17 protein-coding genes and 1 tRNA gene are annotated in these 19,844 nt (G+C 43.5%); 11 read left to right on the top strand and 7 right to left on the bottom strand.

Translation table 11 applies throughout. From position 1 onward, the window contains the following. Positions 1-43 precede the first annotated feature (43 nt). A complete protein-coding gene (locus tag DB398_RS01760) occupies positions 44-1,081 on the top strand; it encodes an AraC family transcriptional regulator (RefSeq protein ID WP_108422667.1) in 1,038 nt (345 codons plus the stop codon). Positions 1,082-1,091: 10 nt separating this feature from the next. On the opposite strand, the gene DB398_RS01765 is transcribed toward DB398_RS01760, so the two are convergent. Continuing rightward, complete coding sequence (locus DB398_RS01765) at positions 1,092-1,535, bottom strand: hypothetical protein (protein ID WP_108422668.1); 444 nt, start codon at positions 1,533-1,535, stop codon at positions 1,092-1,094. Between the two features lie 93 nt (positions 1,536-1,628). Between DB398_RS01765 and DB398_RS01770 the strand changes: the two genes are divergently transcribed. The 3 genes from DB398_RS01770 (at position 1,629) to DB398_RS01780 (ending at position 3,475) form a co-directional block, all read left to right on the top strand. Continuing rightward, complete coding sequence (locus tag DB398_RS01770) at positions 1,629-1,862, top strand: helix-turn-helix domain-containing protein (RefSeq protein WP_234415983.1); 234 nt, start codon at positions 1,629-1,631, stop codon at positions 1,860-1,862. 138 nt (positions 1,863-2,000) lie between these two features. Next, positions 2,001-2,882, top strand: coding sequence for a hypothetical protein (locus DB398_RS01775; protein WP_108422669.1), 882 nt, complete (start codon positions 2,001-2,003; stop codon positions 2,880-2,882). Between the two features lie 92 nt (positions 2,883-2,974). Beyond that, the gene (locus DB398_RS01780; RefSeq protein ID WP_108422670.1) at positions 2,975-3,475 is read left to right on the top strand and encodes a hypothetical protein; all 501 of its coding nucleotides are present in this window, start codon (positions 2,975-2,977) and stop codon (positions 3,473-3,475) included. Between the two features lie 163 nt (positions 3,476-3,638). Here DB398_RS01780 and DB398_RS01785 read toward each other — a convergent pair whose 3' ends face one another. Together DB398_RS01785 and DB398_RS01790 are read right to left on the bottom strand one after the other, a co-directional pair. Next, positions 3,639-4,763 carry a Fic family protein gene (locus tag DB398_RS01785; protein WP_108422671.1) on the bottom strand — a complete coding sequence of 375 codons (1,125 nt, stop codon included), beginning with the start codon at positions 4,761-4,763 and terminating at the stop codon, positions 3,639-3,641. Positions 4,764-5,026: 263 nt separating this feature from the next. Next, positions 5,027-5,099, bottom strand: a tRNA-Phe gene (locus DB398_RS01790). Positions 5,100-5,199: 100 nt separating this feature from the next. Between DB398_RS01790 and DB398_RS01795 the strand changes: the two genes are divergently transcribed. The 7 genes from DB398_RS01795 to DB398_RS01825 all read left to right on the top strand — a co-directional run bounded on the left by DB398_RS01795 (position 5,200) and on the right by DB398_RS01825 (position 12,990). Further along, positions 5,200-5,928 (top strand): type III pantothenate kinase, encoded by a 729-nt coding sequence (locus DB398_RS01795; RefSeq protein ID WP_108422672.1) that lies wholly within the window; start codon positions 5,200-5,202, stop codon positions 5,926-5,928. Next, positions 5,929-7,209, top strand: coding sequence for a BamG family beta-barrel-assembly machinery protein (locus DB398_RS01800; RefSeq protein WP_108422673.1), 1,281 nt, complete (start codon positions 5,929-5,931; stop codon positions 7,207-7,209). Between the two features lie 103 nt (positions 7,210-7,312). Further along, on the top strand, positions 7,313-8,683 hold the full coding sequence (locus DB398_RS01805; RefSeq protein WP_108422674.1) for a tetratricopeptide repeat protein: 1,371 nt from the start codon (positions 7,313-7,315) through the stop codon (positions 8,681-8,683). 1 nt (position 8,684) lies between these two features. Continuing rightward, on the top strand, positions 8,685-9,290 hold the full coding sequence (gene lptC, locus DB398_RS01810; RefSeq protein WP_108422675.1) for an LPS export ABC transporter periplasmic protein LptC: 606 nt from the start codon (positions 8,685-8,687) through the stop codon (positions 9,288-9,290). Further along, positions 9,287-9,490: a hypothetical protein gene (locus DB398_RS01815; protein WP_108422676.1), complete on the top strand. Its 204-nt coding sequence runs from the start codon at positions 9,287-9,289 to the stop codon at positions 9,488-9,490. Before lptC ends, DB398_RS01815 begins: the two co-directional genes overlap by 4 nt. A 2-nt stretch (positions 9,491-9,492) precedes the next feature. Continuing rightward, positions 9,493-10,782, top strand: a complete 1,290-nt coding sequence (locus DB398_RS01820; protein WP_108422677.1) for a hemolysin family protein — start codon at positions 9,493-9,495, stop codon at positions 10,780-10,782. Positions 10,783-10,866: 84 nt separating this feature from the next. After that, positions 10,867-12,990, top strand: coding sequence for a peptidylprolyl isomerase (locus DB398_RS01825; RefSeq protein WP_108422678.1), 2,124 nt, complete (start codon positions 10,867-10,869; stop codon positions 12,988-12,990). 66 nt (positions 12,991-13,056) lie between these two features. Here DB398_RS01825 and DB398_RS01830 read toward each other — a convergent pair whose 3' ends face one another. From DB398_RS01830 to DB398_RS18285, 4 genes are all read right to left on the bottom strand, one after another. After that, positions 13,057-13,638 (bottom strand): hypothetical protein, encoded by a 582-nt coding sequence (locus DB398_RS01830; RefSeq protein ID WP_108422679.1) that lies wholly within the window; start codon positions 13,636-13,638, stop codon positions 13,057-13,059. A 214-nt stretch (positions 13,639-13,852) separates the two neighbouring features. After that, a complete protein-coding gene (locus tag DB398_RS01835) occupies positions 13,853-15,334 on the bottom strand; it encodes a RagB/SusD family nutrient uptake outer membrane protein (RefSeq protein WP_108422680.1) in 1,482 nt (493 codons plus the stop codon). 9 nt (positions 15,335-15,343) lie between these two features. Next, entirely contained in the window at positions 15,344-18,574 is a 3,231-nt protein-coding gene (locus tag DB398_RS01840; RefSeq protein WP_108422681.1) for a SusC/RagA family TonB-linked outer membrane protein, read from the bottom strand. Positions 18,575-19,053: 479 nt separating this feature from the next. Then, positions 19,054-19,443 (bottom strand): helix-turn-helix domain-containing protein, encoded by a 390-nt coding sequence (locus DB398_RS18285; RefSeq protein ID WP_159076280.1) that lies wholly within the window; start codon positions 19,441-19,443, stop codon positions 19,054-19,056. Positions 19,444-19,844: the final 401 nt, after the last annotated feature.

Below are 19,844 nucleotides of genomic sequence, written 5' to 3' on the forward strand. Positions count from 1 at the left end.
AACAGAGCAATTTTCTATATCAACCTTAAAAACTGCACAACCTATGATCACAATACATGTAAACGCCAAGGATACGTCTGGAACCATAGAACAGATAAAGAATGTTATAGGAGGGGAAATCACTGAAAAATGGGGGCAGCACGTACTTTCCGTGGACAATGAAAAAGCCAAGGGAGAAATAAGGACCCTCAACTTTGACTGGGGGGCCAGCCTTTTGGAATACGATATCACTTTTTTTGACGAGGTGACGCTCATCGCGGACACTTCCACATACAATCCCATCAGTTTTGTCTACTGTTTGGAGGGCTACTGTGGCCACAAGTTCGGCCATCAGGAAATGTCCGAACTGAAGATCATGGAACAATACCAATCGGTGATCATTTCCAGTAGGGCAGATGGGTTCAACCACGGGTACTTGCCGGCCGGCATCCATCTGCACATCAACGTGATACGGGTGCGAAGGAACCAGTTCATGAGCAAACGGTTGAACAAGGGCGAAGCCCTCAACGAGCAATTGTACAAGGTGTTTTTGGACACCGACCACAAGAATGTGTTTTCCTATTATGGATCGTACAATTTGAGAATGGCGGACTTGGTGTCCTCCATCAAAAAGGTCACCGCCGAGGGCATGATCCGCGTGTTACAGATAGAGGGGCTGGTGTACCAGATACTTTCCACACACATCATCCAGCACAATGACGAAGTGCAGAACAAAGGCCCGGAGACTTCCTTGCTGAAAAGGGAGCTGAACACGATACGGGAATATGCGGAAAAAATTGGGAAGAACATTGCCAAGGAGTTCACCTTGGAGGACATATCCAACGAAACGGGGCTTACGCAGGCCAAACTTCAGGAAGGCTTTAAACTGCTGTATGACATGACCGTGACCGAATATATCCGCAACACCCGCTTGGAGGTGGCCCGTGACTATATCGAGACCACCGAAATGAACATCTCCGAAGTGGTGTACTCTATCGGGTTTACGAGCCGAAGCTACTTTTCAAAGATCTTTAAGGAAAAGTACGGGATAAGCCCCAGCGAGTTCAAGAACGGCAAAATGGATATGGCCATCGCCGGCTGATCCCGACCCGTTACCGTTGTTGCCCGCAAAGCGTTGACTGCCGGTGTTCCAAGTGAAGGATGCCGCGGTACACCTGCGTGACCTGTACCCGAAGGGAAGGGTCCGGGGCATCTATCCGAAAAGAAAGCTGCAATTTTTCGCCATCCAAATACAACCTGCCCTGGTCCAGGGGGCGGGGAAGGCAGCGCATGTCCACCTCATGGAGGGTGGGGGCGCTGTGCAACTGGAACCGGAAGGAAAAGCTAAAGACCAGATTGTCCAGCACCGTGAGCTCCGCCAGCCCTTTTTGTGGGGTTTGCTGTAGGAGGATGCGGCTCTGTTTCCGCTGCACACGGTGGCGCAATGCCCCGTTTTGATGGCTACAGATTTCCAGAGAGGCAAAGGTGATCTGCAACGGGGCAGGGGAACTTTGGTGGGTAAAGTTGGTAATAGTGGATGAAATGGATGGTGGCATAGTAGATTGTTAGATTTTGGGATGTTGTAAAAATATATAAAATGACGTTTAAGTCATTAATTTCGACATTCAAAATTTTGACATTGCTGTCGTATGATGGACAACGACGACCAAAATGTTGATTTTTTAAAAGACTTAGCCAAACGGGTCAAGGGGTTGAGAGAAGCTAGAAATCTTACCCAAGAAGACGCCTACAACGACACTGGAATTCATTTTGGACGTATAGAAACGGGTAAATGGGATCCCAAATTCAGCACCATCAAAAGAATTTCTACCTATTTTAATTTAAGCATCACTGAATTTTTTGCTGAAGGTTTTGATGAATAAAATGCTATAATCTTCAACTGTGATACAAATCCAATAAAACACCGATTAGTAGTGTATTTATTCTTATTTTGGAAAAGTTTAGGCAAGTTTTGTGTCAATCTAATCAGGTTGACAACAAGATAAAAATCAAAACTTTAAATGAAAGATAACGAAGAAGTCGACAAATACTTTCCTTTATTTCTAAGAATAGCTGGCGTATGTTTAGTTATTGCTGTGGTTTTCCCATTTGCTATAAATCAAGTCTTTTCTGACTGGGCAAAAAGTGGAACATTTGGTGACACATTTGGAGCTTTAAATGCATTGTTTTCAGGTTTAGCACTGGCAGGAGTAATCGTTACAATTTTAATTCAACGAACTGAATTGAAAAATCAGCGAATTGAATTGGGTTTGCAAAGGGATGAAATGAAAGAAACTCGAAAAGAGTTTTTGCTAAATAGGACAACCTCTTTGGTCTACCAACAACTTGGTCGATTTGAAAGGGCATTATCTGAATTAACTATAAAAATGCCCAATGGAACAATAATTAAAGGAAATGATGCAATACTATATTTGGATGAAAATGAAAACCGTGTTTATAATCCCTACGACAAACCAGAAGAAAAGTATAATGCAGAAATGAAGACTGCGCTTATAAATATGCTAAAAATTTATTCTCCAAATAAGTCAGAACTAAATAAGTTTTCGCACAGCATAAGCACTTCAGTTGATGTGCTACAAAGACTTATTTATAAAACAGATTTAGAAATTGACGAATTAAATGACCTAAAGAATCTATTCTTTGTTAACATAGGATTTATTAATATGGGGGTCATTCAAAGAATCGTAGAAGTAGCTAAGAAACAATTTGATTATTTGACAGCAGAAGATTGTGTGGCAAATAATATTGATATAGGAGCAATAGGGCATGCGGATATTTTTTTAAGTTCCGTTACTGAATTTTACAATTTAAAACTGACCAAAGAAAACTTTCAAGAACACAAAAGGAAGTGGATTGATAGTTTGGGTAATTTGGAAAAATAAAACCCCCGCTCCCGCAAGATTGTATCTTGTGGTTAGGTGCCGTGAAAAATTATAGTTGAGACTGCTTCACCTTTTATGCAAGATATTAGAAAATGAAAAAATCAATAGTTCTATCCTTTGTGATTTTAGTTTTAGGATGTGCATCTCATAAGGAAACAAATAAATTGGCTTCTAAAATTAATTGTGATAGAAGTTTTTATTTTGCATATGATGAGCGAAGCGATTTTGAGGACTTCCAATACGAAGGAATACCAACTTATGGAGATTCAAAATTTCCAGATTTCAAGCAAGCATTCATAAAATCTATTCAAGAATTAGATGAAGACACTGAAATGTCACTAGAATTTGTGGAATCTAATATGTTGCCGTCGATTTCTTCGACCTTTGCGAGAGTGAGAATTGAGGATATACGTGTTAAAGCAGGTATTTCGAGTGGAGTGCTTGAAGTAGATTTATTGTATCAGATGGAAGGTGAAAAAATACATTTAACGGGAAAGAACAAAATGCATGTGGCTTTTACAAAAAAAGGAAGCCTTTATAAGGCTTTAAAAAATGGACATTACCTTTTTATTTCATCAATATGCTCTCGCTAAAATTAATCTAGACCAAAAAGTAAGAAACAAAAAAACCCGCAAACATAGTTTGCGGTTTTTTTTGTGGTACCTCCAGGGTATTACCTCGACAAAAAAACTATGTTTTTTGCAAAGCATGTAGCCCTTAGTTGATGGGCAACATAAGCGAAATTTGGGACGATAATCAATTAAAAAGGTTCAGGTATTCTTTAAAAACATACACTCTGCCTCTTTTGCCCCCTGTAATTTCGGTCAGTATTTGAAGTTCTTCAAGGTCATCTATTAAATTGTAGCCTGTTTTTTGGGAGACACCCGTTATCTCCACAACTTTGTTCACATCTATCAGTGGCCGCTTTAGCAAATAATTCAGGACTTTTTGTGCATTGTTGGCCCGGGAGCCAAGCGTTTGGATGTTCAACTCTGCCTTTTGCTTCAATTTAAGGATGTCGTTAAAGGTCTGTACCCCGTTCTTGGCGGTTTCAATGATCCCTACCAAGAAAAACTTGAGCCATTGTTTTATATCGTTATGGGTCCGCACACGCATTAAATTGTCGTAATACAAGGTCTTGTTGCGTTCAAAGAAGTCCGATAGATAGAGGATGGGCTTTTTTAAAATTTCCTTGTTTACCAGATATAGGGTGATCAACAACCGGCCTACCCTCCCGTTTCCGTCCAAAAATGGATGGATTGTCTCAAATTGATAGTGTATGAGCCCAATTTTAAGCAGGTCTGGGAAGAACAGTTCTTCATTGTGCGTGAATTTTTCCAAATCACCCATTAATGTTCCAATGCTGTTGTGCACGGGAGGAATAAACACGGCATCCTTTAAGGTGGCACCCCCAATCCAATTTTGGCTTGTTCTAAATTGGCCGGGCAGCTTATGCTCTCCTCTTACCCCTTGTAACAATATTTTATGGGTTTCTTTTATAAGGCGGCTGGAAAAAGGGATGCCCTCCAACATTTCAATCGCTTTTTGCATGGCAAGGATGTAGTTTTGCACTTCTTCCCAGTCATCCCTTTTTTCTTGGCTAATGTCCTCTTTATCAAGCAGGGCCTCTTCCATATTGGTCTGTGTGCCCTCAATCTTACTACTCTGGGTAGCTTCTTTAAGAACGTGCATACTAATGAATAGATCAATATCAGGTATGTGCTCACTGTACATGTCCAACCGTCCTAGTTGCCTATCGGCCTGTGATAACAGTTGTAAAAGCTCCATGTCTTCCAAAAACCATTGTCTATTGATGAGTTCGGGCTGAAAGCTTTTATAGTACCCCTGATTAATATATTGACCTGCTTTAAAACTTCTCATATACCCATAAAATTACAATCCCATTCTTTTTGTTGTAAAAAAACAAAAAAAATTACATTATTTTTCTTTTTGATGTAAAATAAGCCAAAAAAGTACAATATAGGGTCGTGGAATTGTAAAACCATACTACTCTGGCAAGCTGGTATCTTGAGGTTCCTCTAAGGCATTGCTTCGACAAAAAACAGAGTTTTGCTCAGCATAAACTTCGATTCCATTTTTTCCAAAAACAAAAAACCCGCAAACTATGTTTGCGGGTTTTTTTGTGGTACCTCCAGGAATCGAACCAGGGACACACGGATTTTCAGTCCGTTGCTCTACCAACTGAGCTAAGGTACCATGCCCTAAAGCGGGTGCAAATATAATTTCAAAAATAGGATATACAAACAAAAACTGGAAAAAAGGCATTGATTTTTTTCCATTTCCCGACCTTTGCCCTATGAATCTGGTCATAGACATTGGCAACACCTTGGTAAAGTATGCGGTTTTTGACAACGGCACGCTCATTTATGACGAAAGCTCGGAGTCGGGACTTTTTTTGTCCAAGGTAAAAGGGCTGTTTGGCAAATTCCCCGAAATCAACCGTTCGCTCATCTCCTCGGTGGGCCGTTTGGAAGGGAAGGAGCGCGACATTCTGGCCCTGTTCTGCAAGGTACACGTGCTCTCCAACACCTCCAAGGTGCCTTTCAAGAACAGCTATGCCACACCACAGACACTTGGGGTGGACCGGCTGGCCCTGGCCACGGCGGCCTTTTACCAGAACCCACGGGGAAACACCCTGGTGGTGGATGCCGGCACTTGCATCACCTACGATATGGTGAACAATTCCGGGGAATACATCGGCGGGGCCATTTCTCCCGGCGTGCAGATGCGGTACAGGGCCATGCACCAGCAAACGGCGGGCCTGCCACTGCTCCAGCCCGAGGACATTCTGGACTTTGTCGGGAACTCCACGCAGGCGTGCATGCACAGTGGTGTGATCAACGGGGTGGCGCAGGAAGTGGATGGCGTTATAGGCCAGTATCGTTCCCGCTTTCAAGATTTAACAGTTATTTTAACAGGGGGTGATGCCCATTTTTTTGCCAAAAGGCTAAAAAACACCATATTTGCGAACCCCAAATTTCTCTTGGAGGGTCTAAATTACTTGCTGGAATACAACAAAAGCTAGATGGTTAAAAAAATATTGATCGCTTTTTTTTGCATGGGCGCCTATGGGCTCTTTGCGCAAAATGCCACCATATCCCCATATTCATATTTTGGAATCGGTGACCTTCGGGACAATGGTTCCGTGGAAAATCAAATGATGGGGGGCGTCAGTATGTACGGCGACAGTATCCACATCAACCTGTCCAACCCCGCGGCCTATTCCAAGCTGAAGCTTACCGCCTATACCGCCGGAATTTCCCGTACCGAATATAGATTGAAGGACTGGTCCGCCCAACAGAATACCTCGGTGACCAATCTGGATTATATCGCCATTGGGTTCCCCGTGGCCAAGAATATGGGTGTGGGCTTCGGGATCATGCCGCTTTCCTCCGTAGGGTACAGCCTAAGGGACGAAACCACCAACAATGATGGGGCGGATGTGATCAATGTGTACAACGGCGATGGAGGGCTTAACCGGATTTATGCCTCTATCGGGTATCAGCCCATGAAAAACCTTAGTCTGGGCATCACGGCCAACTTTAACTTCGGGACATTGGAGTACCAAAGGGTCCAAAGTGTGGAAGATGTGCAGTTCGGGACGGTGGACAATAGGGAATCCAGGGTAAATGGATACGACTTCAAGTATGCCCTGAACTACACCCCGACAATAATGGACAAATATACCCTGTACGCTTCCGTATTGGTGAACACACAGGGAAATCTGGTTTCTAAAAACACGCAGACCTTGGGGTCGTTCTCACTGTCCACAGGGAGCAACATCGAAGTGGTGGATGTAGATCTGGACGCCACCAACCTGAGGAACACAGAGCTCAAAATACCTACACGCACCACAGTTGGGTTAGGTCTTGGAGAGGACAAAAGATGGTTTATGGGAGCGGAATACAGCTTTCAACAGTTCAGCGATTTTGAGAACAGGTTCTTGGGTCTGAACAATGTGGTCTACAACAATGCCAGCACATTGGCATTTGGGGGATATTGGATACCCGACCACACGGCGTTGACCGGCTATTTTAAAAGGGTCACTTACCGCGCTGGTCTGCGTTACGACAGGACCGGCCTAGAGGTGAACAACAAGGAGATAAACAACTTTGGCATAACTTTTGGTCTTGGATTACCGTTGAGTGGCGCGACGCTCGATACCTTCTTCTCCAACCTTAACCTTGGTTTTGAATTGGGCAGAAGGGGAACAACGGACGCAAACCTCATCGAGGAAAGTTATTTGAAGATCAATATGGGCATATCCCTAAATGATAGATGGTTTAGGAAAACAAAAATAAATTGATAGGCCCTTTTTTTGAAAAAATAATAAATAACCACCCATAAGAAATCTGGTAAGCGGATTTTTTAATGAAAATTTGTACTTTAACCACTTTAAAACTAGTAAGATGAAAAAGAGACACTACTTAACAATGATAACGGTCGTTATGTTGACGGGATTAAGTATGGCCCAGGCACAGAACCCCGAGTGCATGACGAATCTTTCCATTTACGCCGAGCACGCTAAAGTGAAGAACTACGATGCGGCCTACGAACCATGGAAAATGGTGTACGAAAGTTGCCCCGATATCAATAGGGCCAACTTTACCTATGGGGAAAAGATCCTTGCCCATAAGATCGATAAATCTACAGGCGCGGACAAAGACGGCTTCGTGCAGGATTTGATGACGTTGCATGACAACAGTCTAAAATATTTCCCTACCTATTTCTCTAAAGCGGGAGTGGCCATAGACAAAGCCCTTTTGTTGTACGATAACAAAATGGCTTCCGATGAGCAGATTTTTAATATGCTGGATGCAGCCTATAAAGAGGACAGGGCCAATTTCAAGAACCCAAAGGCACTTTACCTCTACTTCTCAAGTTTGGTAGACCTTCATGGAGCAGGAAAAAAAGACCTTCAAGATGTCTTTGATACCTACGATGATGTCACAGAAAAAATCGAGGAAGAAAACAAGGAGTGGACCGATATTGTCACTAAACTACTTCCAAAGGATTCTTTGGGAACATTGACGTCCAAGGAAAAGAACCAGCTCAGGGTGGCCAATACCAACTCAGAGTCTTTTGGTAAGATTGCGACCAGCATCGACTCCAAATTGGGAAGCCTTGCTGATTGTGATAACCTTATTCCCCTATACGAGAAGAGCTACGATGCCAAAAAAGGTGACGTCAACTGGGTGAAACGTGCTGTGGGAAGAATGTTCTCCAAAGACTGTATCGATGACCCCATGTTCCAAAAATTGTTCGAGGCCCAATTGGCTTTGGATCCTTCTGCTAGCGCTTACGTTTATGGAGGAACATTGAAGCAAAAGGCCGGTGACAACAAAGGAGCCATCGAGGATTTCAACAAGGCAGTGGAATTGGAAACGGATTCCTATAAAAAATCCAATATCCTATACAAAATTGCGACCACGGTCAGGAGGAGCAGCAAGTCCCAAGCTAGGAACTATGCCCTTAAGGCCATCGATGCTGACCCTGCCAACGGAAAAGCATATTTGTTGATCGCCAACCTTTATGCCAGCAGCGCCAACGATTGTGGAAACGATGCCTTTGAAAAGAGGGCCATTTACTGGAAAGCTGCCGAAATGGCCAGAAAAGCAGGAAGGGTTGACCCCGCTCTAAGTGGAACGGCCAGCCAAACAGCGGCCAGCTACGATGCCAAGGCACCTACCAAGGAAATGATCTTCAGCTCTGGTAAGGCCGGACAGACCATCACTTTCAGCTGTTGGGTAGGAGGTAGCGTTACGGTACCAAGCCTATAGTGTGAAACGAAAGTCAAAAAATATTTTAAAGTGTTTTGCCACGGTATCCACCGTGGCAATCCTTTTTATGTCCTGTGGGGACGACTATGAAAGGGTCGGGGAGGAAGCAGTAAAACCCATTTTTCCACAAGGGGTGGCACAGAATTTCACACTTACCTATACCGAGACCGTCGAGGCCATGAACTCCCAAGATTCAGCGCAATCTAGGGTGGTGGCTGTGCTCAGCAGTCCAATTTCAGAGGATTTTGACAACCAAGCCTTTAAATTGCGTACCTTTCCTAAAGGGCTCAAAGTGGACTTTTTTGACGATAAAGACCAGAAAAGTGTCATTACGGCAAACTATGGCATTGTATATACACAGACCAATTTGATAGATTTGCAGGGAAATGTGGTGATCGAAAGCCATGATGGGAAAAAATTGGAAACCGATCAATTGTTTTTTGATAGGAAGAACAACTGGATCTTTACCGAAGGGGAATTCACGTATACTAATCCAGAGGACGGAACCGTGATGGATGGAATGGGAATGGATTTCAATAAAGATTTTACCTTTTTCAAAGCCCACAAGACCTTTGGACTCATGACTATAAAAGAAGAAGACCAATGATGAATATTTTAAAATACACCGAATACCTTTACTTGGCCGTTGCGGTCGTATCCATCTACCAGATAGTCACGTTGTGGAGCATCGACCCCAAGGAAACCTATATTTTTATCTTCTTCGCAGTAGTGTCCATAGCCATGTTCCTCTTTAGGAGAAAATATCGGAAACGTTTTGAACAACGCCAAAAGGAAAACCAGAAATAGCCTTGGACACCTCGGTCATCATTATACTCCTTTCCCTATTGTTCTCGGCATTCTTTTCAGGAATGGAGATAGCCTTCATTTCCGCGAACAGGATCCACATCGAGATTGAAAAAAAACAGGAGGGTATCTTGGCAAAGGTGCTTACTTGGCTCACCGAAAAGCCATCCAAGTTCATTGCCACCATGCTCATCGGCAACAATATTGCCTTGGTCATCTACGGAATGTTCATGGGAGAACTGCTCATGGACTGGTTCCAAAACTTGGTGCCCACAGGCGTTGCTTTTCTGGATGCGCTGTTGACGGATTTCAGCTTGGTGTCCCAGACCGTGATCTCAACACTGATCATCCTGTTCACCGCCGAATTTTTGCCCAAGGTACTTTTTCAGGTCTATGCCAACACCTTGTTGAAGATTTTGGCCATACCCGCTTATTTTTTCTATGTGCTTTTCTCCATCATATCTTGGTTCGTCATCAAGGTCTCCGATTTTATCCTGCGCGTGTTTTTCAAGACGGAAGGCGATGAGGTACAGCTCTCGTTCACCAAATTGGAACTGGGGGATTACATCACCGAGCATATGGAGACCGTGGAAGAGGAGGACGAGGTGGATTCGGAAATACAGATATTCCAGAACGCACTCCAGTTTTCCACCGTGAAGGCACGCGAGGTGATGGTGCCCCGCACCGAGATCACCGCAGTGGAGCTGAACGAAACGCCCAAGACCCTGACCAAACTTTTCACCGAGACCGGCTATTCAAAAATATTGGTCTACAAGGACAGCATAGACGAGATCATAGGGTATGTGCACTCCTACGAACTCTTCAAAAAGCCCAAGACCATCAAGAGCATTTTGATGCCGGTGGAATTTGTGCCGGAGACCATGATGATCCAGGACATCCTCAATGTGCTCACCAAAAAGCGGAAAAGCATGGCCGTGGTTTTGGACGAATATGGCGGAACGGCCGGCATCATGACCGTGGAGGACATTATTGAGGAACTTTTCGGGGAGATAGAGGACGAGCACGACACCATTGACTTCCATGAAGAACGTGTCGAGGAAAACCTCTACAAGTTCTCGGCCCGGTTGGAAGTGGACTATATCAACGAAAACTATAAACTGGAACTGCCCGAAGGCGAAGAATACGAAACCCTGGGCGGACTCATCGTGAACAAGACAGGGCATATCCCCGAGCAGGACTCCGAGGTCACCATAGATAATTTCACCTTTCAGATCCTAGAGGTGTCCAATACCAAAATAGACTTGGTGAGCGTGCGGGTCCATACTGAGGATTAATGATTTCCGCATCTTTTTGCGCTTTCCTATTTGAAAAGAAAGTGGTATTTTCGCCCACTGAATTTAAAGAAAACTAGCAGTATAATGGCAATATTAGAGAATATTAGAAAACGGACCACCGTTCTGATCCTAATCATCGGTTTGGCGTTGTTCGCATTTGTAATATCAGGTGTCTTCAGTAGCAACAATGATTTTACTGGCGGCAAAGTAGGTTCCTCGATCGCCGAGGTAAATGGGGAGGATATTTCCATTGACGAATTTAGGAACAAAGTGGAGACCGCTTCCAGAAGCTACGGTCCAAACTTTTCTTCCACGCAATTGGTGAACATGGTGTACGACCAAGAAGTGCGCAAAGCCCTTTTGAGCCAACAGTTCGAAGATTTGGGCATCGATGTGGAAAGCGATCAGATCATCGAATTTGTACGGACTTCAGGATACGCACAGATACCCGATTTTCAGGATGATAACGGAATCTTCAACGAAGCTGTGTTCAAAAGTGCCATTGCCGATTGGAGGGCCAATGACCCCCTTCGTTACGATGCTTGGTTGCAGGACGAAAAAGCCATTATAGAGGCTGCCAAGGAGCGTTTGTACTTCAACTTGATCAAAGGAGGCGTTGGGGCCACACTTTCCGAAGGAAAATTTGATTACAAATTGGCCAATGACAAAATGGATATCCAATATGTACGTGTTCCTTATTCTTCCATATCGGACAGCACCATAGAAGTTTCCAAGAGCGAAATCGAAAAATACATCAATAACCACAAGAAAAGGTTTGAGCAGGACAAGGCCCGTGACATCCGTTTCATCTATTTTGAAGAAAAGCCATCTGCTGAAGATATAAATGGAGTAAAAGTGGCCATTACTGCACTTTTGGATGACACTGTGGAATACTCCAAGGAAACCGATTCCAATGATACCATTGCCGGTTTCAGGAACACTACCGATATGATCGCGTTCTTGGACAGGCATTCAGATGCCAAGTTCGATACCATATACAAGGCAAAGAATGACCTTCCCTCAGTTGCCGCAGATACGTTGATGGCCATGGGAGTGGGAGAGATCTATGGTCCGTACCAAGACGGGGATTTCTTTAAGATCTCCAAGGTGATGGACAGGAAGGCCAACGGAACCGTTAAGGCCAGCCATATCTTGATTACTTGGGAAGGGGCCGAACGTGCCAATCCCGCCGTTACAAGGACCAAGGAAGAAGCCGAGACCAGGGCCAAGGAACTTTTGGCCGAGGCCAAGAAAGAGGGTACTGCGTTCACGGCTTTGGCCAGGGACAATTCAGACGGCCCTTCAGCACCGCGAGGAGGTGATTTGGGTTATTTCCAAGAAGGTGTGATGGCTGATGAGTTCAACGATTTTTGCTTTGGAAACCCAACAGGCACCATTGGATTGGTAGAGACCCAATTTGGTTACCATATCATCAAAGTGGATGACAAGCAAGATGTGATCCAAGTGGCCACATTGACCAGGGAAATTGAACCTTCCGAAGAGACCATCAATACACTTTTCACCGATGCCACCAAGTTCGAGATGGCAGCTTTGGACGCTAAAGCGGAGAACTTTGGGGACATTGCAAGGGAAAGCAACTACACTGTAAGACCGGTGAACAAGATCAAGGAAATGGACGAAAACCTTCCAGGGCTTGGTTCCCAGCGAAGTGTTGTGCAGTGGACATTCAATGATGACACCAAGGTGGGCGATATCAGACGTTTCAATGTGAACAATGGCTATGCCGTGGTGCAGTTGACCAAAAAATACGATAAAGGCCTTATGGCCCCTGAGGACGCTTCTGCAACAGCATTGCCGGAAATACGAAAAGAGCGCAAGGCCGAGCAGATCATGGCAGCCAATAAAGGAAAGGCCATGGATGCCATCGCTTCCAGCAACAATGTGACAACGAGCAATGCATCGGCACTGACCGTAAAGTCCCCCACTTTGCCAGGAGCAGGTAGGGAGCCCATAGTGGTCGGTACCGCATTTGCCTTGGGTGAAGGACAGACTTCCGGATTGATCAAAGGGGAGACTGGGGTCTATATGCTCAAAGTAACCAAAAAGACAGAAGCACCGAATGTAGAGAACTATAGCACCTATGCCAACAGTTTGCGGGCCAGCACCGCAGCTAGGGTGAGCGGCTCGGTATACAATGCCCTTAAGGACAAGGCAGAGATAGAGGACAACCGCGCAACCTTCTACTAGGATTGTGGACAAACAAAATAAAAAGCCCCATTTTAATGGGGCTTTTTTTATGTCGAAGATTTGCTGTTACCTACTCTCAGGCTCGTCCCATTTCATCTTATAGCAAATGGAAAGGACTTTACCATCAGCATCAACAGTGACTTCAAAGCCTTGCTTGGTCCGGAAATAGGCATCCCGAAGAAAATACCACTTGCCGTTGGTGAAAAAGAATTCCCTTTTGTCCGGTTTCCAGGAAGGTAAAGGGTAGGTCAGGTCCAGCATCCCTTGAAAAAAAGGGGCCGTTTGGTCCGTAAGTTTGAAATCTTCCCGGATGTAACTTTGGAATTTCGGAAGATCGGTGTTTCCGTGGATGCGCTCAAAGCAACTTACCTTTTCCCCATTGTCGATCACAATAAACTTATGTGCATCGGATTCTTTTGTCCCATATAGATTTTTGATTTCTTGGGTAATGTGATACACCTTGTATTTCAGGATTTGTGCAATGGAATCGGTCGGGATTTCCCTATAGGTCATTTCACAGCTTTCATTCATAAAGGTATCGAGACGATTGGTGGAAGGTACATCCTGTTGGGCAAGGGAAATGAAGGATGATAGAAAAAGAATCCCTAAAAGGGGTCTGTGTACCAATGATTTATGGATTTGGGTCATATCGATCAATTGGATTGATGGAACTATCAAACATAGTATCAATAATCCAGATGATCGGCTCCCAATTGACGGATGCGGGGTTTGGGTTGACGGATGGAGGAATTATGCAGATTTATTAGGGTTTTGAACAGCTGATTTAGTGTTGATTCACAATAAAAAAGCGAGGAGTTTGTCCAAAAAGACAAACTCCTCGCTTCAAGCTATTTTTCAAAAACTAGTTTTGTGTGGAAATAAACGGATTGTTTTGTATTTCCGAGATAGGAATTTCAAAAGTCAACCTTTCATCATCATAACTAATTGGTACCCCAACATTGGAAAGGTGGTTGGCACCTCGTACCACTGTGCCTTGGTTTCTTTTAAGGGAAAGATAACTCTTGCCCTCCCCCCATAACTCTATCCTGGTCTGTAGATATATCTCGTCCAAAAGAGCCTGTCCAGAAAGTCCATCCACATAAGCGGTGCTTGGTAACCTTTCATTTAGCAAAGCTTTGAGCATGGTTTGTGCGGCGCTTGTATTGCCAGCTTTGGCCGCTGCCTCTGCATGGAGCAAGTACATTTCGGCTACTCTCATGTATATATAGTCTGTTGTAATATTTGCTTGTCCGCCTATAACACGATTTGGATCATAGAACTTATTGAGTGGCATTAAATCCTCATAGGCTCCAACAGGTTCTGAAAATTGGGCCTTTAGTGCATCGTTCGCTGGAATAGCATTGTATAAGTCAATGTCAATTGCCTTGGCATCACCTGCCCACGCATAACTATAGGTAAACAGGTCCATCTGACCCCACCAAGAAACCAGATCTAATCCACTATCAACCGTCAAGTCAACGCCCCACATCCATCCAGGTGTATTGAGATTGTTGAAACCTCCCGTGATTTCTTCGGCACTCATCAAGGTGTAGCCATAATTGTTGATGACCTCTTCGGTAAGATTCATTACTTCTTGATGACTATCACCCTTTGAAGCAAGGACATAGGCCAAAATACCTTGGGCGACAGATTTGTCGACCTGGCTCTTTGATCCCCTGGCAAAACCATCCAATAAAGAGATGGCGTCATCTAGGTCTTTCTCCATCAATGCGTAGATTTCCGAAGTGGTCACCTTTGGACCATTAAGGTCTGCTGGATCATCATAAAGAGGTAATATTTCGGCAGAAGGATCATAGGAATTGGCAAAATATTGGGTAAGATAGAAATAAGAATGTGCACGGATGGCCTTGGCCTGCCCCATTAGGTATTTGTTCTCTTCCAGTTCAGGGACAAAATCATTTCCCCCCAGCGCATCAATGACCAAATTTGCTGACCGAACGATGCGATAATAGTATCTCCAAACAATGTAGTTTCTGGTTCTTGTATAATCGGTTGTGGCTTGAAATTCGGTAATATCTGCCCTGTACCAACCGTAAGTGCTTACAGATAGGGCCATATCACCTGAAAGGAAATCAGAATAGATGTCATATCCCTTATGTCCAAAATCATCATGACCTGTGGTACCGCCGCTACCTACTTCGAACATTGTTGAATATATGCCAGAGATGGTTCCTTCAATTACGGCTGGGTTCACAGAGGCCGCTTCACCAACTTGTTCCTGCGTCAGGAATTCGGATGGGGTTTCTTCCAAATAATCTTTGCCACATCCCACTAAAAGCATTAGAGGGATCGCAATTGCTAGTTTTACATGTATACTTTTCATAACTTTTTTCTAAAATTTAACTCTTACACCCATGGTCACTGTTGTCAAAGGAGCATAAATCTGCCTTCCGGAACTACCATTCTCACGGATTGACGGATTGTAACCTGTCCTAGCTGTCTTGATGGCCAAATTGTCCCCAGACAACCATATGTTCACATTTTTTAAACCCATTCCGGAAATTTGCTTTTGAGGCAAAGTATATCCAATCTTGGCATTATTGAAGGTCAAGTAATCAGTGCTGATTAACCATCTGGTCGAAGCTACCCTTTGATCTTGGCCAGTGGCATCATCAAGTCTTGGGACATCCGTAACATCGCCAGGGTTCTGCCATCTTTGGGAAATATCCTTGTGAAAGTTGGTCGAAGCGGCACCGAAGTTGTCACTCATCAACTCAGAATATTGGTTGTCCATGGCCCATCCTCCCAAGCTATAGGTGAATTGGGCAGATACGTCAAAATTTTTGATCTGGGCAGCCAATCTAAACGCACCCATCAGATCGGGAATGCCGGATTTTCCGATATATTTTTGGGTCGCATTGGCATATGTTTCCGTAGTCTGTTTGGCCACGGTGGCATCAGGATTCTCATCAAGATAGGCTACCATATCGGTTATCCCCTCTTCACCATCATCCAAAGTGCCATTGCCATTGGTGTCATTGAAGTACTGGTAATACATCCCAACACCGTTATCTGGGTTTACCCCGGCCCATTCCCTTATATAAAAGTCATAGATGGAACTTCCTTTGGAATATCCATAAGGGGCAGAAGAGGTATCTAAAATTCTTGGTTCACCAGTAGAAGGTTCTATGGGCATGGTCAAAATCTCATTATTGATGTGGGTACCATTGAACGACAAGTCCAGTTTAAAGTTTTCTTTGTTGAAAATATGCCCAGTCAGGTCAAACTCGATTCCTTGGTTGAGCAATTCTCCATCATTTACGGTAATGATGGCAATGCCCTGCGAAGGACCAACCCGTCTTGAGAAAATCAGATTGTCCGTTTTCTTGCTGTACAGATCAACCAAAGCATCCAAATACTTCCCAAGGCCGAACTCAACACCGGTCTGGAACATTTTTGAGGTTTCCCAAGTAAGATCTGGGTTTCCATTGTCCCTAATGGAAAGGGAAATCTGATCATTTAGGTTGTTTATGTTGTAAGAGTCGTAGGCTACATAGTAATCATCGTCAACAGCTTGATCACCGGTCAGACCATAAGAAGCCTTGATTTTTAAAAAATCGAAGACATTACTGTTGGCCATAAAGTCTTCATTGGAAATGACCCAGGCAGCGCCAACAGAACCGAAAGTGCCCCATTTTTCGTTGATGAACCTAGACGAGCCATCCCTACGAACGGATGCGGTCAAGAAATATCTTTTGCCATAATCATAGTTGATCTGTCCGAAATATGATTCGATGGAATATCCTTCCGAGAATCCTGATGGCGGTCCTTGTGAAACAACAAAGTTGTTCAGCTCATATATTTTAGGGTGGACGGCCAATCTTTTGGAAGCGGCATCTTCTGACATCTCATACTGATTGTTCTCATGGGCTATGAGGGCCTCAAAGGACTGGTTGCCAAATTCTGTACGATACCGGAGAAGTTTCAAAAAATTCAGTGTCAAGAAATTTCTATCCCGTTGAAATAAACTTCCGCCTGTAGAAATACCAGCCCCATAGAATGGATTTCTGAAGGTCTTGAAACGCTCTGTAGCGAACTGGGCACCAAAACGTGTTTCAAAAGTAAGTCCTTTTGCCAGGTTGAAATCAATTGAAAAATTTCCGTTTATTTCATGTCTATTGGTTCCCACATAATCATAAAGAGCTGATGCAATTGGGTTCAACTGATCGGAATTCGGTCTTGATCTGTACCCAGAGGATGTGCCATAATCGTACTGGTATCCACCAAAAATAGGGTCTACCACCAACTGAGCATTTTCATCCCTTAAAAAAACAGGGAATATAGGCGCCATTTTATCCGAAAACTCAAACAAGTTCTCTGCGCCATTGGTTTGTCCATTGTTTACACTCTTGGAATATGCGTATCCGGCATTTACACCTACATTTAACCATTTCTTCACTTGAGAATCCGCATTCAATCTTGCAGTATACCTTTTGTAACCAGTATTGAGGGCATATCCATTATCATCAAGGTAGCCTATGGAAGTGAAGTACTTGCTATTTTCATTTCCACCGCCCATCCTAAGACTGGTTTCGGTCCTTATGGCAGAGCCAAAGGCAAGGTCCTCATATCTTTCTGGGGTATACTTTCTGGAAACACCGGCTCTGACAGTTCTTGTCACAGGGTCAATTAGTTCACCTCCGTCCGCAACATTCCACATGTTATAACCTGGATGCACATAGTTGGCCGTGAATAAACTTGCATTTGCAACGGCCACAGGGTCTGCTTCTCCGTCAATTGCAGCCCTATTATAGATGCCTTCCCATACATAACCAATGTATTCTTCGGGGGAAGTAATGACATTGTACCTTGGTATCAATTGCATATTAACCCCCGACTTTACATCCACTTCAACAAAAGATTCACTTGCAGAACCTGTTTTTGTGGTGATCAGGATCACTCCGTTCGCTCCCCGAGAACCATAGATAGCGGTTGCTGTGGCATCCTTGAGCACAGTGGTGCTTTGGATGTCGGCAGGGTTGATGGAATTAATACTTCCTGAAAAGGGTACCCCGTCAACAACATATAGAGGGTCTCTGTTGCCATTGACAGAACCATATCCCCGAATCCTAATGGTGGAAGAGGTTCCTGGCTGACCAGACTGGTTGATCACTGTTACACCGGCAACCTCACCTGCTAGTGCTTGAGACACATTGGAAAATGACTTTACCTCCAAAGCCGAGGCTTTAACAACGGAAGCCGTACCTGCAAAAGCCTGCTTGGTTGTGGTGCCATAACCGACCACTACAACTTCTTCCAATGCTTGTGCATCTATTTCCATTTGTACGTTTATTGTGTTTGAGACGCCAACAGTCCTTTCAACTGTCTTTTGTCCCAGATAACTAAAGCGGAGTACTTGTCCGGCACTGACTGAAACAACATACTCGCCATCAAAACCGGTCTGTGTGCCATTTGTGGTCCCGACCACTATGATCGAAACGCCGGGAAGGGGCAAGCCACCCTCATCAGTGACTTTACCTGAAACATTCTTTTCCTGAGCATGTGCTGTTGTGAAAACACAAATGAGCAGCACAAGCACCATCCAATAATTTTTAGATTTCATAGAGAGTATTTTAAAGTTAGTTAGTGCAATCAAGCAAGGCAGGAGATAAAATCTTTTGTAGGCTAATTCAAAAAATCTTCCAACAATGAAAACTAAGTTTAGGGAAGAGTAAGTTTCAGAGCTCCCACCTTGTAGATTGCCGAGCAAAAAAAACAAAAGAATGATTGTTACTTGTAAAGGCTTAAGAACCTTTACAGATGTGCCGATATAGATTAACACTTATGGCAGTGTTCATCCATAAGGATTTTCATTTTACTTCAAGGTCTGTGAATTGTTGTAAATGATGGGATCGGCTCTTGACATCCCACTAAAATTCAGAAGCACATTTGCTCCGTAATATCATAGATCTTGACACGGAGAGGAATGTGAAATCCATTTTAGGAGGGCCTAAAGATTCAACAATGAAAAGAATGGGTATAAGCAAGGTTGCTAGCTTTGATTTTCATGTATGCCATGATGTCAACTGGAATGTTGGACAATTATGCTGCCTTTGCTATAAATTCAGTTGGAGTGGTGTTTGTAATTTTCTTGAAAGCCTTATAAAATGACACCCTGTTGTTGAAACCACATTGATAGGCAATGTCCGAAATAGATTGGGCCGAACTGTTAAGGCCGGAACATAATTTGTTTTTGGCTTCCGTAATTCTGTAAGTGTTCACATATTCATAGAAACTCATTTTGAAGTTTTCATTGATCACTTGGGAAGCATGATGTCTGGAAACATCAAGGAATTCAGCAATGTCATCCAATCGAAGTTCGTGCTTTAGATAAGGTTTTTGGGTATGCATATGATTCTCCAATTTGTTTTTTAGCTCCAACGAGAATGCTTTGGAAAGCCCTGTCTTTTCATATTTAATGTTTTTATGCACCAATGAAATGGTATGGCGACGTCTATTTTTTATACCTAGACGCACAATAAAAAAATAGAGGAGGAGGATGGAAAGGGATAGAGGGATTAAAAGAGCGTATATAAATGAACTATGTGTCTGCTTACTTGTTGGTATCCAACTATAAAAGGTCAAAAAAATATTATAAATAGACAGAAAGGATAAGAGAAAAAAGAGTTTGTTTTTTAATAACCTTTTCTTCTTTTTAATCAATAAAAAAGATGACATCAGGAACCCAAAAAATAAAATCAACAATACTATATATTCCCAAAAAAACAGCATGGTATCTCTTTTTGGGAAGATTTATTGAGTCAGCCTGTGTCTTCAGGAAGCAAAGTGGGGAAAATAATCGTAATGGGAAGGGTCCAATTGACGGATGAGGG

It is taken from the genome of Flagellimonas amoyensis (genome assembly GCF_003058265.1).
Taxonomy (GTDB): Bacteria; Bacteroidota; Bacteroidia; order Flavobacteriales; family Flavobacteriaceae; genus Flagellimonas; species Flagellimonas amoyensis.